The organism is Leucobacter celer subsp. astrifaciens (assembly GCF_001273835.1).
Lineage (GTDB): Bacteria > Actinomycetota > Actinomycetes > Actinomycetales > Microbacteriaceae > Leucobacter > Leucobacter celer.
Genome location: NZ_JHEI01000201.1, coordinates 49,220 through 65,074 on the forward strand (window position 1 = coordinate 49,220; position 15,855 = coordinate 65,074).

Genomic DNA, 15,855 nt, shown 5'->3' on the forward strand with positions numbered 1-15,855 from the left:
TGTGTGCATGACTACTCAGCACAAGGGACCCAGGATCCTCATCGTCGATGACGAACCCAACATCCGCGAGCTGCTCAGCACCAGCCTGCGCTTCGCCGGATTCGGCGTGCGAGCCGTCGCCAACGGCGCGCAGACCATCTCAGCCGTACTCGAGGAAGAGCCCGACCTCATCATCCTCGACGTCATGCTGCCCGATATGAACGGCTTCAGCGTGACCAAGCGTCTGCGCTCGGCCGGCTACACGGCCCCCATCATCTTCCTCACCGCGAAGGACGACACCGAGGACAAGGTGGAGGGGCTCACCGTGGGCGGGGACGACTACGTCACCAAGCCGTTCAGCCTCGATGAGATCGTCGCCCGCATCAAGGCCGTGCTGCGCCGCACGATCCAGGAGGACGAGGAGTCGGTGCTCACCGTGGGGCCGATCACCATGGATCAGGACACGCACGAGGTGACGGTCGAGGGCGCCTCCGTCGAGCTCTCCCCCACCGAGTTCAAGCTGCTGCGCTACCTCATGCAGAACGCCAACCGCGTGCTCTCGAAGGCGCAGATCCTCGACCACGTCTGGGAGTACGACTTCAACGGCGACGCGGGCATCGTCGAGTCGTACATCTCGTACCTGCGCCGCAAGCTCGATCCCCTCACCGAGGAATCGCTGATCCAGACCAAGCGCGGCTTCGGGTACATGCTCAAGACCGAAACGAAGTAACGTGCCGCGCTTCGCCGATCGCTGGACTGACGTCTCGCTGCGTGCGAAGATCACCGGGGTCACGGTCTTCATCCTGTTCCTCGGCCTGATCGTGGCGGGCGTCGGCACGATGGCGCTGCTGCGGCCGACGCTCATCAGCACCCAGACGACCGAGCTGGCGCAGCTGCGCAGCGACCCCACGCCGGCCCTGGCGAACGGCGCCGACCTTCGCGGCCTGACCCGCGAGGACGTGCTCTTCGCCAACCGCGAGTACTACGTCGCGATGCTCGATGCCCAGGGCAACCTGCTCTACGACAACACCGGCTACGCCGACGCCGAGGCGGAGGGCAACAAGAGCATCGACCGCCCCCAGCTGCCGCAGGTCCCCCTGTCGCTCGACGCCGTCGCCGAGAAGCGCGACAGGATCGTCGATCTGCAGGGCGCCAACGGCACGGGGTGGCGCGCCATCGTGTTCCCCATCTTCGTGAACGGGCAGCCCAACGGCACGCTGCTCATCGCGAGTTCGACGAGCCTCATCACACAGGCCGTGGCCAACTACGTGGTCATCTTCACCGCGTTCGGCATCGCCGTGATCCTGCTCGGCGCCGCGCTCACCCGCCTGCTCGTCACGGCCACGATGCTGCCGCTCGCGGAGGTCGAGAAGACGGCGCTCGAGATCTCGCGCGGCGACTACTCGAAGCGCATCATGGTCACGAGCCCGCACACCGAGGTCGGTCACCTGGGCGAGTCGCTCAACGTGATGCTCGATCGCCTCGACGGCTCGCTCGAGGATCGGGCGCGCACCATCGAGCGCATGCGACGCTTCATCGGCGACGCCAGCCACGAGCTGCGCACGCCGCTGGTCTCGGTGCGGGGCTACGCGGAGCTGTACCGCATGGGCGCGCTGCAGGACGACGAGCAGGTCGGCCAGGCGATGGAGCGCATCGAGAAGGAATCGATCCGCATGACGTCGCTGGTCGAGGATCTGCTCGCGCTCGCCCGGCTCGACGAGCGCAGGCCCCTCGTGCTCGCACCGCTGCCGCTCAACCGGCTGGCGCACGACGCCGCGCTCGACGCGCGGGCGCAGGCCCCGGATCGCGAGGTGTCGGTCATCGAGGCGCCGGGAGCGCCCGAGGTGATCGGCGACGAGCACAAGGTACGGCAGCTCATGACGAACCTCATCGGCAACGCCATGCGGCACACGCCCGCCGGCAGCCCCATCGAGATCGTGGTCTCGGTGCCGCCGGCCGCCTCGGCCTCCGGCTCCCCCGGCACCCCCGGCTCGCCCCCTGACACGCCCGTCGGCGCCCCCGGCGTCCCCTCCGAGCCTGTCGAAGGGGGCGCAGTCCCGATCGCACGATTCGAGATCGTCGATCACGGTGACGGGATCCCCGAGCAGATCCGGGAGAAGATCTTCGGACGGTTCTGGCGCGCCGACACCTCACGCAACCGCGAGACGGGCGGTTCGGGTCTCGGTCTGGCCATCGTCAAGTCGATCGTCGATGCGCACGGCGGGCGCGTCGAGGTGCGCGAGACCCCGGGCGGCGGCGCGACGTTCCGCGTCGACCTGCCGAGCGCTCCGCCCTCGGACGACACGATCCCGATGCAGCGGCTGCAGGCGTAACGCACCGGCTCGACGCCCCCTCCACCAGCCCGGGCCCATCACTCGTGCGGGAGAAGGCCGTTCGTGCAGGACGGAACCGACGATCGATCCTGCACGAACGGCCTTCTCCTGCACGAATGCTTCCGCTAATCGAGCACGCCCTCCCGGAGGGCCCGCAGCACGGCTCGCGTGCGATCCCGAACCCCCAGCTTCGTCAGAATGGTCGAGACGTGGTTCTTCACCGTTCCCTCGGCCAGGAACACCGCCTCCGAGATCTCCCGGTTGCTGTATCCCTCGGCCATGAGGCGCAGCACCTCCAGCTCTCGCTCGGTGAGCTCCTCGATCGGCGGCGCGTGCGCATCCATCGGAGCCGGGTCCGACCGGAGCGCGCGCAGCAGACGGTCGGTGATGGAGGGCGCGATGTAGCTGCCGCCGTCGGCAAGCACATCGACCGCACGCGTGAGCTGCTCCAGGGTGACGTCCTTCAGCAGGTATCCGCGCGCGCCGGCGTGCAGCGCCTCCAGCACCAGGCGATCGTCCTCGAAGGTCGTGAGTACCAGCACCGGGACATCGCTGCCCTGATCCTGCAGCTGTCGCAACGTCCACAAGCCGTCTTGATGAGGCATCCGCAGATCGAGCAGCACCACCTCCGGCAGGGTCTCCGCGATGAGCGCCAGCGCCGCTTCCCCGTCCCCCGCTTCGCCGGCGACCTCGACCCCGGCGAGTTCGAGCAGCGCGCGGATGCCGGAGCGCACCAGCGCCTGATCGTCCACCACCACGACCCTCCGCGCACCGTGGCCGCCGGTCGCGTCGCACACAGGCTCCTCGCCGCTCATGCCGCTCATGCCGTTCCTACCGCTCCCGCCGCGGGCACCTTCGCCGTGACGTCGAAGCCCCGAGAACCGTCGAACGTCACGTCCCCGCCGAGCGATTCGAAGCGCTCGCGAAGCCCCCGCAGCCCGTTGCCGGGCTGCAGATCCCGGGCACCGCGCCCGTCATCGCCGGCGCGCAGCACGATCCCATCGGGATCCGAGCGCACTTCGATCCGCAGCTCTCTGGCATCCGCGTGCCGGATCGTGTTGGTGACGATCTCCTGCACGGCCCGGATCAGGAGCACGGTGCGCTCCTCGTCGAGCGCGAGTCCGTCATCCACGTCGAGGATCACACTCGGCCGGGTGAGATCCCGCACCACGCGCTCCAGTGTGCCGCGCAGCTCCGGGCGCGCGCCGCGCAGCTCCCCGACCGTCGTGCGCACGTCGGACAGCAGCTCGCGCGCCACCAGTCCGGCGCGTTCGATGTGCGCCGCGGCGGCGGAGCCCGGATCCCGATGTTTGGCGGCCTCGAGCTCGAGGGTGAGCACCGTCAGCTGATGGCCGATCAGGTCGTGCAGATCCCGGGAGATGCGCAGCCGCTCCCCCGCGCGGGCGGACTCGGCCAGCAGCTCGCCCTGCGCCTGCAGCTCGACGTGCGCCTCCGCCAGTTCCCGCCGGGCCCGCTGCTCGCGCAGCAGCGCGAGCGAGCTGAGCAGCACCGCCACCTGGATGAGCAGGTAGAAGCCGAGCGTGATCGCCAGCTCGCTCACCAGCCCCGGACGTCCGTTCCAGGGCGCGAAGGGCACGGCGATCACCACGAGGTTGACGACGGCCAGCGTGAAGCCGACCCACGCCGGTCCGAGGTACGGGGTGATCGAGACGGCGACCACCAGCAGGATCGGCAGCAGCCCGAGCCCGGCTCCGGTGATCACCAGAGCCCACGAGGCGAGCACGCCGAGACCGAACCAGGCGTACTGCCAGGCCCCGCGCTGCAGGTCCCAGACCGCCAGCAGCAGCGCGAGCAGCATCACGCAGAACAGACCGATCCACCAGCCGCGCGGAATCAGCGTCGAGGCTCCGCCGAACAGCACCGGCCCGGCAGCGAGCAGCAGGACCGCGAGCATCGCGATCCCCGACCATATCTCCGGATCGAAGCGACGCATCTTCCCAGGGTAGGCGTGCCCGCCCTCGCATGTACAGGTGCCGGAAGTCACCTCCGAGGCCGTGACCTGCAGCACGGGCGGAGGGGCCGAGGAGAACCTAGCGTGAAGGTATGGATGCGAATCGGGAAGCAGCAGCAAGGAGGACCGGATGACACGGCACGAGCGCGGATCGGCGGCGATCGTCGCCGATCGGCTCCACAAGCGATACCGGCGGCGCATCGCGGTCGAGGAGGTCAGCCTGCGCGTCGAGGAGGGCGAGATCTTCGGCGTCCTCGGCACCAACGGTGCGGGCAAGACCACGACGGTCGAGATGATCGCCGGGCTGCGTCGGCCGGATCGGGGCCGGGCGACGGTGCTCGGCCTCGACCCGACGCGGGATCGGGCGTCCGTGCGCCAGGTGCTGGGCGTGCAGCTCCAGGATGCGCAGCTCCACGGTTCGCTCACAGTGCGAGAACTGATCGGGCTCTACCGCGGCTTCTATCCGGATCCGCGCCCCGCCGACGAGCTGATCGAGCTGGTCGGGCTCGGCGAGCAGCGTCGCACGCGCTTCGACAAGCTCTCCGGCGGGCAGCAGCAGCGGCTCTCCATCGCCCTCGCCCTCGCGGGGCGTCCGCGCGTGGTGATCCTGGACGAGCTGACGACGGGCCTCGATCCGCGGGCCCGCAGAGGAATGTGGCGGACCGTTGAGCGACTGCGCGACGAGGGCTGCACGATCCTGCTGGTCAGCCACGCGATGGAGGAGGTGGAGCGGCTCTGCGATCGCGTCGCGCTGCTCGACGCCGGCAGGGTCGTGGCGCTCGATACCCCGGCGGGCATCGTGGCGAAGGCCGGGGCCGAGGATCTCGACGAGGCCTTCGTCGCACTCACCGGCAAGCAGCTCGAGGAGGCATCGTGAGCACCGCCACGACGACTCCTCCGCCGGCACGGCACCGGCCGGGCATGCGCGCGTGGCTCGGGCTGGTCGTCTGCGAGGCCAAGATGACCGCGCGCGATACGGCGGGCCTGATCGTGCCGCTCGGCCTGCCCCTCATCATCCTGCTCACCTCGGCCTCGGCCGCGAGCACGGAGATCGTGGTGCACGGACGCAGCGCACTCGACCTGTTCGTGCTGCCGTTGATCTTCGTGATGGTCGCCACCATGATCGGGGTGCTCAACATGCCGAGCTTCCTCGCCTACTACCGCCGCAGCGGGATCCTGCGCCGCCTCGCGACCACTCCGCTCTCGCCCCTCATGGTGCTCGCGGCGCAAGTCGTGGTGAGCCTCGTGCAGGCCGCGATCGGCATCGCGCTCGCCTACGGGGTCGCTGCGGCGTTCTTCGGAGCCCGGCTGCCGGTGCATCCGTGGACCGCGCTCGGCGTGCTCCTGCTCACCATGCTCGCGATGTACGGGATCGGCATGATCGTCGCCTCGGTCTCGCCGACGCCGAATTCCGCGGTCGCGATCGGCCTCATCGGATTCCTCGGACTCGGCGCGCTCGGCGGCATGTTCGGCGGGCGCGATGCGCTGCCGGGCGGGCTCGCCCAGGTAGGAGAGGCCCTGCCGTTCGGCGCGGCAGTCGAGGCGCTGTCGGCTGCCTGGGCCGGAGCACCGGTCGACCCGTTGAACGTGCTCAGCCTCGTCGTGTCGGCCGTGGTCGGCGCGGTGGTCGGGGCGCTCTTCTTCCGCTGGGAGTGAGAGGCCCGCGCCGGGCTGACGGAACACGGAGACCCCGGAGACGCGAGCAGGGGCCGCACCCGAAGGTGCGGCCCCTGCTGTGCAGTGCTGGGTTCAGCAGTGCTGGGACTTAGAAGTCCATGCCACCGGTGGGGTCGCCGGCCGGAGCCGCAGCAGCGGGCTCGGGCTTGTCGGCGACGACGGCCTCAGTGGTGAGGAAGAGGCCGGCGATCGATGCGGCGTTCTGCAGCGCCGAGCGGGTGACCTTGGCGGGATCCAGGATGCCCTGAGCCGCCAGGTCGCCGTACTCGCCGGTCGCGGCGTTGAGGCCGTGACCGAGGGGCAGGTTGGAGACGCGATCGGCGACCACACCCGGCTCGAGGCCGGCGTTCTGGGCGATCTGGCGCAGCGGCGCCTCGATGGCGGCCCGCACGATCTTCGCACCCACGGCCTCGTCGCCCGTGAGGCCGAGGCCCTCGAAGACGTCCTTGCCGGCCTGGATCAGCGCGACACCGCCACCGGGCAGCACGCCCTCCTCGACGGCTGCCTTCGCGTTGCGAACGGCATCCTCGATGCGGTGCTTGCGCTCCTTGAGCTCGACCTCAGTCGCGGCGCCGGCCTTGATGACGGCCACGCCGCCGGCGAGCTTCGCGAGGCGCTCCTGCAGCTTCTCGCGATCGTAGTCGCTGTCGGTGGTGTCGATCTCGCGGCGGATCTGAGCCACGCGGCCCTGGATCTGCTCTTCCTCGCCACCGCCCTGGACGATGGTGGTCTCGTCCTTGGTGATGATGACCTTGCGGGCGGTGCCCAGCATGTCGAGGGTCGCGTTCTCGAGCTTGAGGCCGACCTCCTCGCTGATCACGGTGCCGCCGGTGAGGATCGCGATGTCCTGCAGCATGGCCTTGCGGCGATCGCCGAAGCCCGGAGCCTTGACGGCAGCCGACTTGAAGATGCCGCGGATCTTGTTGAGCACGAGGGTGGCGAGCGCCTCTCCCTCGACGTCCTCGGCGATGATGAGGAGCTGCTTGCCCGACTGGATCACGGGATCGACGACGGGGAGCAGGTCCTTGATGTTGGAGACCTTGCTGTTGACGATGAGGATGTAGGGATCCTCGAAGACCGCCTCCTGGCGATCGGCGTCGGTGACGAAGTACGCCGAGAGGTAGCCCTTGTCGAAGCGCATGCCCTCGGTGAGCTCGAGCTCGGTGCCGAAGGTGTTGGACTCCTCGACGGTGACCACACCCTCCTTGCCGACCTTGTCGATGGCCTCGGCGATGAGCTGACCGATCTGCTCGTCGGCCGCGGAGATCGAAGCGGTCGCCGCGATCTCGTCGGTGGTCTCGATCTCCTTGGCGTTCTTGAGGAGCTGGTCCGAGACGGCGGCGACGGCCTTCTCGATGCCCTTCTTGATGGCGATCGGGTCGGCACCCGCGGTCACGTTGCGCAGGCCCTCGCGCACGAGCGCCTGAGCGAGCACGGTGGCGGTGGTGGTGCCGTCGCCCGCGACGTCGTCGGTCTTCTTGGCGACCTCCTTGACGAGCTCCGCGCCGATCTTCTCGTACGGGTCGTCGAGCTCGATCTCCTTGGCGATGGAGACGCCGTCGTTGGTGATGGTGGGCGCACCCCACTTCTTCTCCAGCACGACGTTGCGGCCGCGCGGACCGAGCGTCACCTTGACGGTGTCGGCGAGGATGTTCAGGCCTCGCTCGAGCCCGCGACGCGCTTCCTCATCAAAAGCAATGATCTTTGCCATGTATTCGCCCCTCCTGGACGTCTCTGCGGTGGTCATCTCCGTACCGGCGCAGCACGCCGGAGCACGGATATTTAGCACTCAGTCGAATCGACTGCTAACACCAATCTTGGCACTCAGGCATCGCGAGTGCAAGCAGATGCGCTCGCGATGAGCGAACACGCGACCGATCCCCCGCGCCGAGCGCACACGGGCTCGCAGCGGTCAGGGCGCGGGCAGCGTCGCGGGATCGGTGGCCATCCCGGTCTCGGGGTTGATCGGCCATCCCGTGCCCGGGTCGATGAGCCACCCTGTGGCCGGGTCGATCTCGTAGCCGGTGGCGGGATCGATCGCGGGAGCATCGGCAGCGGCATCGGCGCCCGCATCGGTCTCGACACCGCTATCGGCCGCCGGAGCGTCCTCTGCGGCATCGGTGAGCGCCTGCGCCTCCTCGAGGCCGGGGCCCTGATAGTCGGCACCGATCAGCACCACGAGCTGCACCTCGTAGGCGGCGTAGTCCTCGGTGATGTACGTCGAGATCCCGCCCAGCTTCGATGCGAGACCGGCCGCGGCCGCCTCATCGGCAGGATCCGCGTAGAAAACGGCCGAGATGGCCACGTCCGACTCCGCCGCACTGCCGGAGAAGCGGATCTGCCCCCAGCTCTCGCTCGTGATGATCTGATCGACCGCCGCTGCGAGATTGGGAGTCGCCGTGCCGTTGAGCACCGCGACAGTGGCTTCGGGATCCAGTTCCGCCTGAGGGGCCTTCGAGGTCTCCGCTCCCGCCGAGGGACGACTCGTCGGCAGGTTGCCGGCCGAGCCGATGCTGTGCACCGCGATGATCCCGATCGTCGTCAGCAGTGCGAAGCCGAGCAGCGCGGCGATGACGTACTGCCAGACGTAGCGCGGGCGAGCGGTGATGCGATGCGCCCCCACCCGGCCGCTGCGCTTGACCTCGTCGAAACGGTCTCGGGGGTAGTCGCGGGGAGTGTCACGGCGCTCAGCAGTGTGATCGCTCGTCTGCGCCACGCTCATCTCCCTGTGTTTGCCCGAGGATCGCCGCCCAGGCGATTTTCCACCAGATTACACGGCCCCGCCTGCCAGAACGGTGACAGGGCAGGCCGAGTCGCGGGGCGCGGGCGCGTTACTTGAGCGAATCGGGTGCATACACCGCGCGGGCGAGGCCGTCGATCACATCGGGGATGCGCGTACCGCCGGCGAAGAGCACCGTGTCGTCCACATCGATGATGCGCTTGTTCTTGCCGGCCGTGGTCAGCGCGATGCTCGGCTGCGCGGCGAGCAGGCCGTCGACGCCGCCCGCGCTCTCGAGTCCCTTCGTCATCACGAGGATGATGTCGGGATCCATGCTGATGAGGGCCTCCTCGGTCATCGGCTTCTCACCGACCCAGCCGATCTCCTCGGCGACGTCGATCGCGCCGATCGAGCGGATCAGGCTGTCGACGCCGCTGCCCTCGCCGAAGAGGTAGAAGATGCCGGCGGTGCCGCGCACGTACAGGAAGGCGACCCGGGGCAGCTTCGACTCGTCGTCGGGCAGCAACCGCCGCACCTCGGCCTCCTTGTCGGCGATGGCCTGCTCGAGCGTCTCGATGATCGCCGGTGCCGCCGATCCCACGCCGAGTGCGTCGGCAACCTGCTGAGCCGTCGTATAGCTGGTCGCGGCGTCGATCGCGCGGCCGACCGTCACGACGGGGATGCCGGCGTCGCGCAGCTGCAGCACCACGTCGGTGGGGCCGATGCTGCCGTCGGTGATGATGACCGAGGGGTTGAGCGCCAGCACACCCTCGGCATCGATGGAGTGCCCGTCGCGCGTGACGACCGGGATGTCCGCGGAGCCGGGAAAATTGGTGGAGACGTCGCGCCCCACGATGTTGTCCGACAGACCGAAGGCGTATACGAGCTCGCCGACCGAACCGCTGAGCGACAGCGGCACGATGCGCGAGACGTCCTCGACGGTCACCTCGGTGTCGCCGACGCTGTCCTTCGACACGACCGTCACGGGCAGCTCGGACTGCGGCGCCTCGGCGAGCGGGGGGATGCTGGGCCCGCCGATCGCGGCGGTGGTGGGCCCCTCGTAGGAGCTCGGGTCGTCGAGCGGGGTCAGCTCGCTCAGGGGCGGCAGCTCCACCGCTTCGGCGGCCGAGAGGTCGCCGTGATGAGAACCCGTCTGGCAGCCGGCCAGACCGAGACCCATGAGCGCCAGCAGCGCCAGCGCCACCCCCCTGCGCACGCGTCCCTGTAGCACGGAGCGAACCCCTTTCATCAGACGTTTAACCCACTTAGCCTATCCCAACAAAGGTAGGATGATCCTCGGACTTCGAAGATCCAGCACATCGCCGCGCCGATCGAGCCCTGCTCGCGGCGCGTCTTCATGAAGGCGACTCCAGTTCGTATGACCTCACCCCCGCCCACCACCGTCTCCCGTCACACGACGGCGAAGACCGTGCTCTTCGCCGCGCTCACGGTCTCGCTCATCACCTCGATCATCGTGTCGGCCGGCACGGGACAGCTGGCGATTCCGCCGCAGGAGGTGCTCGGTTCGCTGCTGCACCGGGTGGGGATCGACTGGCTGCCGATGCCCACGCACCCCACCGGAGACGCCACGCTGTGGGCGATCCGCTTCCCCCGCGTGGCGATGGCGGTTCTCGTCGGGGCGGGCCTCGCGGTCGCCGGTCTGCTCATGCAGGCCATATTCGGCAACCCGCTCGCAGAACCCGGCGTGATCGGCGTCTCGTCGGGCGCCGCCGTCGGAGCGGGCCTCGCGATCGTCTTCGGGCTCACCATGTTCGGCGAGTGGACCACGGCCGTGTTCGCCTTCGCCGCCGGTCTCTGCGCCACGCTGCTCGTCTACGCCATGAGCCGGGCCGACGGCCGCACCGAGGTCGTGACGCTGGTGCTCACGGGTATCGCGATCAACGCCATCGCGGGTGCCGCCATCGCTCTGCTCACCTTCCTCGGCGACACGCAGTCGCGCGAGCAGATCGTGTTCTGGCAGCTCGGCAGCCTGGCCGGCAGCCGCTGGACCCAGGTGCTCATCGTGGCGCCCGTCGTCGCCGTCGGGCTGCTGGCGGCGTACTATGCGGCGCGCAAGCTCGACCTGCTCTCGCTGGGCGAGCGCAACGCCCGGCATCTCGGCGTCAACGTGGAGGTCCTGCGCATCTCGATGATCTTCGTCGTGGCGCTGCTCACCGGTGCCGCCGTCGCGTTCGCGGGCATCATCTCGTTCGTCGGCCTCGTGATCCCGCACCTCATGCGCATGGTGCTCGGCCCGGCGCACCTGCCGCTCGTCACCGCCTCGGCGCTCGGCGGCGCGCTGCTGCTCACGCTCGCCGACCTCGCCGCGCGCACGGTGGTGCCCAACGCCGATATGCCGATCGGCATGCTGACGGCGCTCGTGGGCGGTCCCTTCTTCTTCTGGCTGCTGCGCCGCACCCGCAAGCGCTCCGGGGGGTGGGGATGATGGCAGCCCGGCATTTCGTACTGCCCGAGCGCGCGACCACCGGCGAGGTGGTCTGCCGCACCGACTCGGTCTTCCTCGAGCGCGGGGGTCGCAAGCTGCTCGACGACGTCTCGCTCGAGGTGCGCGCCGGCGAGGTGCTTGCGCTACTCGGCCCGAACGGGGCCGGCAAGTCGACGCTGATGAATCTGCTCTCGGGAGACATGAAGCCGGATCGCGGCGAGGTGCTCTTCGGCGGCCGCAGCATCTCGGAGTGGTCGCTCTCGGAGCTCTCGCGGCGGCGCGGCGTGCTGCTGCAGGACAACCAGCTGCTCTTCCCGTTCACCGTGCATCAGGTGGTCGAGATGGGGCGCGCGCCCTGGCGTCGCACCCCGCTCGAGGAGGACGACAACGAGGCCATCTCGGAGTCGATCCGTGCCGCCGACATCGCGCACCTGGGCAACCGGCGCGTGCCGTCGCTCTCGGGCGGAGAGCGGGCGCGTGCCGCGTTCGCTCGTGTGATGGCCGGCCGCACGGGCGTGCTGATGCTCGATGAACCGACGGCTGCGCTGGATCTGGGACACCAGGAGGCGGTGCTGAGCATCGCTCGGGATCGCGCCCGGGCCGGCGACGCCGTGATCGTCGTGCTGCACGATCTCAATCTCGCCAGCGCCTTCGCGGATCGCATCGCACTGCTGCAGGACGGACGCATCGTGACCTGCGACGCTCCGGATCGGGTACTCACTGCCGAGATCGTGAGCGAGGTGTACCGGTCCCCCGTCGAGGTGATCCCGCACCCCGTGACGGGCAAGGGGATCGTACTGCCGCGGCGGGTCTGAGGTTGCTGCTCCCCTGAGCAGGGCGCACCGGCACCGGCGCGGAGGGCCGCCGACTTCTGATACGCGACCGAGATCGGCCTATGCGACCGTTCCGTCGTCGGGCGCCGTGCTCTGCTTCGGCTTGGGCTTGCGTCCCCCGAGCAGCATGCCCACGGTGATCCCGATGACGAGCAGTGCCACGGCACCGATCCCGATGGGCAGCCATGGTACCTCCGACGAGGCGGGAGAGGCGTCGGTGGCCGCGTCGGCACCGGCGTCCGCCACGGCGGGGTCCTCACCCGGCGTGGTATCGTCCCCGACCGGTGCCGCCGCGACGTCGCAGTCCTCGAACTGCAGCGACACGCTGATCGGGTCGAGGTCGACACCGGGCTCGTAGAATCCGGCGAAGGCCTTGGCGCCGGAGTTGGTGAGGATGGTCTCCATGTCGGTCAGCTCGAGTTCGGAGTTCTGCGGAGCTACCGCCTCCGGGACCGCGATCTCACCGACCCACTCCTGCTCGGCGTCGATGGCGAGTTCGCCGGTGGCGTCGGTGCTGCGGGTGTCGAGCAGCAACGCGGCCTTGCCGTCGCCCTCGAACTCGACCGTCGGGTTGGCCATCGTGAGGTCGAGCACCCCGTCGTGACCCGTGAAATGCACGGTGCCGACGAAGCTCACCACACCTGTGCCGGTCTCGGGATCGATCTCACCCGTGGCGCCGCTCCATTGGAAGTCGGGCGTCTCGTAGGTGGCGCCCTCACTCGGCTCCCACGATCCGTTCGCGATGCTGCCGCTGATGTACGAGCGGAAGCTCTCCTTCACACCCCAGGTGAGCGATCCGCCGGTGACAACGCATGCACTGTCTTCGGCTGCAGCAGGGGTGCCCTGCCCGATCGCCGGGACGAACAGCAGCGAACCCGCGAGCGCGGATCCGCCGAGAATCGCTGCTGCACGGCGGAAAGTACGGGTGTTCACGGATGTCCTCCTAGACGAAACGGATGCGCGTCTACGGCGCGAAGTGCGGGTTGGATCGGCGTGCCTGTCTTACTCTGCAGCGCGACGCTGGCGCACGGCCAGCAGCGTGGTGCACGCCGCGATCGCGACGAGGCCGAGGGCGCTGGCCCACCATTCCCAGAGCGACATGCCACCGGAGCCAGCGGGGATGATGCCGGCTGAAGCGACTCGATCGGCATCGAGATCATGCTCGGTGACTCCGGCTTGAGCGGCCTGCTTCGCCGATTTCTTCGCGGCGTCCTCCGCCTGGATATCGATCACCGCGCCGGCATCGACGCTGCCCTGCAGCGTAATGGTGTGTGTGCCGCTCAGATCCCTCGGCAGCGTACCCGACCAGCGCACCACCCCGTTCGCGTCGGCTTTCGCGTCTTCATCGAGCACCACGGGGTCGGAGTAGATGACGACGAGGATCCCGTCCTCATCCGGCTCGAATCCGGAAGCTTCGATCTCGATGCGACCGCCCGCGACGAGCTTCTCCGCGTCGGTGAGTATGGTGATGCCGGTGGTGGCAGGAGGGGCGGCCGCAGGCGTGCGCTTCTGCGTCGCGTCGGCGCCTGCCTGGGTGGAGCCGTAACCGACGCTGCTGGCGGCACCCACCGTGAAGGTCAGACTGTCGAATCCTGCCGACTGGCCTGCGGAGACGCCGTTGAGACCACCCTGGACGGGAACATTACTCCAGGTCACTTCACCGCCGGATCCCACGGTCTTCGTTGCGGAACCGAGGTCGAGCGGCACGCTGCTCGGGCCGTAGCTTCCCGCATACCCCGTGCTCAACGTCGCGGAAGCCGGGCCGGTCACGGTGATCGCGGGATTCGCGACTTGGAACATCGTCACGCCGTACCCCTGGAATGTGACAACACCCGAGAACTGCACCGTACCGGTGTGCGTCTCGGTATTCCAGGCGCCGCCCGCGGCCTGCGGGAACAAGTACCCCGCGCCGACCCCGCTGGTCACGATGGATCCTCCTGCGCAGTGCTTGCTCGGCGTCGGGCACGCGGCGGTTCCCGATTTCTGAGTGGTGTAGGCGGCGAAATAACTCGAGATGCCCCAGCTCAACGATCCCGCGGACTGCGAGCCGGTCGCTGTGACACTCGGCTTCGTAGGCGTCGCGGGCTTCGGCTTCTTGTTGTTGCCGGCGTTCCCGTTCTTGCCCGTGTCAGGGTCGACAGGCTTGACGTTCTTCGCGTCGGCGCCCACGGTGAATGCGAAGTCGTCGAGACGGTCCCCCGTCTTATAGAAGGTACCCTTCGGTCCGTTACCGGTATCGTTTGCGAAATACTCGTCAGCACCGTACTTGGTCAAGTAAGTCTTGATCCCTGAGTATCGGATCGAACCATCTCTGTTCGTCTTCTTCTTCGCGCTACTCGCATCGAGGGCAAAGGTTGCAATCACAGCCTTCTTCTTGTCCACCTCGATACTGATATCGCCTGTTCCGTTCGCCTTCACCGTCACCAAGGGATTCGCGAATTCGAGGTAGAGTGCGTAGAACTCCTCGAAGTCCTCACCCACCATCTCGTGGCCTTTCATATTGACGAGGCCTGCGAACTGCACGGTACCGCTATCGGTCTTGGGGTTCCACGTGTTCTTCGTCTGTGGGAACTTGAACAGGTCCGTGCCGGTTGCCGGCTTCTGCACGGTGATGGATCCGTGCGCGATCGGACCGCGGATGTAATCCCGGAACGACTTCTTGATGCCCCAGTCGAAGCTGCCGACGGCCGCTTCGGCATTCCACGCCGGGTCTGCTGTGGTAGTGCCGAACAGCCGATTCCACTGCGCCTCGCTCATCTTGAGGTCGACTCTTGCGTAGATATTCTCCCTTGCCGAGGGATCTTCGCCCCGCTTCCACAGAAGCACCTCATACTGCTTGGTGCGATCGAGATCCTCGATCTGAGCCACCAGCTCGAAGCTGGCCTCACCGGACTCTACGGAGGGCGAGGGCTTCACGATGGCGGCATACCCTCCCTCGGTGCTCAGATCTGTTTCGCTGTCCTTCTCGATGAGGGCCGCTTCGATCTCGTCGACGTCATCGCCGAAGCCCGTCGCCTCAGTGGCGACGGTGAGGGACTTCTTGGAGACGATCGCGACGACACTCGCCTCCAGAGAAACATCCGACACCGCGGGCACCGCGGCGGTGACGCTCTGCAGCTCGGCTCCGGCGGCCGGCTTCCCCGTTCCCTTGGCGACCTCGAACGACGGGGATGCGTCGTCGGCCGAGGGCTCCGCCTCGCTCTGCGACGCCTCTGCTTCCGGCTCTTCAGATGCGGGTTCCTCATCGGCAGGCTCAGTCACGAGATCCGCTTCAGCGGCCTCGGGCTGGGTCTGATCGGGCTCCTGAGACTCCTCGGCCGGGGAGGCGACGGCCTCGGGGGCCGGGAGAGACTCGGCGTATCCCGCGGGAGCCGCGAGCAGCACTCCGCCGCTGACGAGCGCCGCCGACAGCAGGGCCGCTGCGAGTCCGCGAAGGGTTCTCCGTGCATGCATGGGTGGAATACTCCCTGACCGTCGTTACGCGCCGGGCGCGTGAAAATCCTCAATCGGTCCGTGACGAGGATCACGCGAGTTCGAACGCATCTACCAGTTTGATCGAGTTCATCTGATGACGCAAATCCCTGAAACGGTGAAGCGGGTGGAGCCGGACCTCAAGAATCCGATCTCCACCCGCTTGCTCAGCGATCTGCTACTTCGCTGCGCGGTAGAGGAATGCGGCCATCGCCTCACGAGTCACATTCGACTTCGCCGCGTACACCGGCTTGCCCGAAGGCTGCTTGATGCCCGTCGACAGACCGCTCTGCGACATCCACGCGATCTCCCGGTAGAACTTGTCGCCCTTCTGCACATCCGCGAACGGCGACACCGCAGGAACCGCAGGCTTCTTGCCCTCGTCGATGCGGTACATGAACGCCGCCATCGCCTCACGCGCCACC

Annotated in this window: 13 protein-coding genes and 1 pseudogene; 6 read left to right on the forward strand and 8 right to left on the reverse strand. The window is 68.2% G+C overall.

The window, feature by feature from the left end; all coding sequences use genetic code 11:
- Positions 1-7: 7 nt before the first annotated feature.
- Both AMS65_RS18185 and AMS65_RS18190 read left to right on the forward strand, forming a co-directional pair.
- A complete protein-coding gene (locus AMS65_RS18185) occupies positions 8-709 on the forward strand; it encodes a response regulator transcription factor (RefSeq protein WP_053385559.1) in 702 nt (233 codons plus the stop codon).
- 1 nt (position 710) lies between these two features.
- Entirely contained in the window at positions 711-2,312 is a 1,602-nt protein-coding gene (locus AMS65_RS18190; protein WP_053385560.1) for a sensor histidine kinase, read from the forward strand.
- 125 nt (positions 2,313-2,437) lie between these two features.
- Here the strand turns inward: AMS65_RS18190 and AMS65_RS18195 are convergent, their stop codons facing one another.
- Positions 2,438-3,136: a response regulator gene (locus tag AMS65_RS18195; RefSeq protein WP_241489509.1), complete on the reverse strand. Its 699-nt coding sequence runs from the start codon at positions 3,134-3,136 to the stop codon at positions 2,438-2,440.
- Positions 3,133-4,266 (reverse strand): sensor histidine kinase, encoded by a 1,134-nt coding sequence (locus tag AMS65_RS18200; RefSeq protein WP_053385561.1) that lies wholly within the window; start codon positions 4,264-4,266, stop codon positions 3,133-3,135. Before AMS65_RS18200 ends, AMS65_RS18195 begins: the two co-directional genes overlap by 4 nt.
- A 148-nt stretch (positions 4,267-4,414) precedes the next feature.
- Here AMS65_RS18200 and AMS65_RS18205 point away from each other — a divergent pair, with 148 nt between their 5' ends.
- Positions 4,415-5,161, forward strand: a complete 747-nt coding sequence (locus AMS65_RS18205; RefSeq protein ID WP_053385562.1) for an ABC transporter ATP-binding protein — start codon at positions 4,415-4,417, stop codon at positions 5,159-5,161.
- A complete protein-coding gene (locus tag AMS65_RS18210) occupies positions 5,158-5,940 on the forward strand; it encodes an ABC transporter permease (protein ID WP_053385563.1) in 783 nt (260 codons plus the stop codon). Before AMS65_RS18205 ends, AMS65_RS18210 begins: the two co-directional genes overlap by 4 nt.
- 109 nt (positions 5,941-6,049) lie before the next feature.
- Here AMS65_RS18210 and groL read toward each other — a convergent pair whose 3' ends face one another.
- The 3 genes from groL to AMS65_RS18225 all read right to left on the reverse strand — a co-directional run bounded on the left by groL (position 6,050) and on the right by AMS65_RS18225 (position 9,911).
- On the reverse strand, positions 6,050-7,672 hold the full coding sequence (gene groL / locus AMS65_RS18215; RefSeq protein ID WP_053385564.1) for a chaperonin GroEL: 1,623 nt from the start codon (positions 7,670-7,672) through the stop codon (positions 6,050-6,052).
- A gap of 201 nt (positions 7,673-7,873) precedes the next feature.
- The gene (locus AMS65_RS18220; protein WP_053385578.1) at positions 7,874-8,677 is read right to left on the reverse strand and encodes a LytR C-terminal domain-containing protein; all 804 of its coding nucleotides are present in this window, start codon (positions 8,675-8,677) and stop codon (positions 7,874-7,876) included.
- A gap of 115 nt (positions 8,678-8,792) precedes the next feature.
- The gene (locus AMS65_RS18225) at positions 8,793-9,911 is read right to left on the reverse strand and encodes a heme/hemin ABC transporter substrate-binding protein (protein WP_241489510.1); all 1,119 of its coding nucleotides are present in this window, start codon (positions 9,909-9,911) and stop codon (positions 8,793-8,795) included.
- Between the two features lie 147 nt (positions 9,912-10,058).
- Between AMS65_RS18225 and AMS65_RS18230 the strand changes: the two genes are divergently transcribed.
- Both AMS65_RS18230 and AMS65_RS18235 read left to right on the forward strand, forming a co-directional pair.
- Positions 10,059-11,126, forward strand: coding sequence for a FecCD family ABC transporter permease (locus AMS65_RS18230; RefSeq protein ID WP_053385566.1), 1,068 nt, complete (start codon positions 10,059-10,061; stop codon positions 11,124-11,126).
- Positions 11,126-11,941: a heme ABC transporter ATP-binding protein gene (locus AMS65_RS18235; RefSeq protein ID WP_206542024.1), complete on the forward strand. Its 816-nt coding sequence runs from the start codon at positions 11,126-11,128 to the stop codon at positions 11,939-11,941. The genes AMS65_RS18230 and AMS65_RS18235 overlap by 1 nt, the downstream gene beginning before the upstream one ends.
- 78 nt (positions 11,942-12,019) lie before the next feature.
- On the opposite strand, the gene AMS65_RS18240 is transcribed toward AMS65_RS18235, so the two are convergent.
- From AMS65_RS18240 to AMS65_RS18250, 3 genes and pseudogenes are all read right to left on the reverse strand, one after another.
- Complete coding sequence (locus tag AMS65_RS18240; RefSeq protein ID WP_053385568.1) at positions 12,020-12,892, reverse strand: HtaA domain-containing protein; 873 nt, start codon at positions 12,890-12,892, stop codon at positions 12,020-12,022.
- A 69-nt stretch (positions 12,893-12,961) separates the two neighbouring features.
- Positions 12,962-15,412, reverse strand: coding sequence for an HtaA domain-containing protein (locus tag AMS65_RS18245; protein ID WP_053385569.1), 2,451 nt, complete (start codon positions 15,410-15,412; stop codon positions 12,962-12,964).
- Positions 15,413-15,608: 196 nt separating this feature from the next.
- Positions 15,609-15,855: pseudogene (locus AMS65_RS18250) on the reverse strand (S-layer homology domain-containing protein); the annotation flags it as partial.

Excerpts from the sequence above, each read along its gene's own strand:
- AMS65_RS18185 (WP_053385559.1), top strand. The coding sequence starts at position 8 with ATGACTACTCAGCACAAGGGACCCAGGATCCTCATCGTCGATGACGAA.
- AMS65_RS18195 (WP_241489509.1), bottom strand. The coding sequence starts at position 3,136 with ATGAGCGGCATGAGCGGCGAGGAGCCTGTGTGCGACGCGACCGGCGGC.
- AMS65_RS18200 (WP_053385561.1), bottom strand. The coding sequence starts at position 4,266 with ATGCGTCGCTTCGATCCGGAGATATGGTCGGGGATCGCGATGCTCGCG.
- AMS65_RS18205 (WP_053385562.1), top strand. The coding sequence starts at position 4,415 with ATGACACGGCACGAGCGCGGATCGGCGGCGATCGTCGCCGATCGGCTC.
- groL (WP_053385564.1), bottom strand. The coding sequence starts at position 7,672 with ATGGCAAAGATCATTGCTTTTGATGAGGAAGCGCGTCGCGGGCTCGAG.
- AMS65_RS18230 (WP_053385566.1), top strand. The coding sequence starts at position 10,059 with ATGACCTCACCCCCGCCCACCACCGTCTCCCGTCACACGACGGCGAAG.
- AMS65_RS18235 (WP_206542024.1), top strand. The coding sequence starts at position 11,126 with ATGGCAGCCCGGCATTTCGTACTGCCCGAGCGCGCGACCACCGGCGAG.
- AMS65_RS18245 (WP_053385569.1), bottom strand. The coding sequence starts at position 15,412 with ATGCATGCACGGAGAACCCTTCGCGGACTCGCAGCGGCCCTGCTGTCG.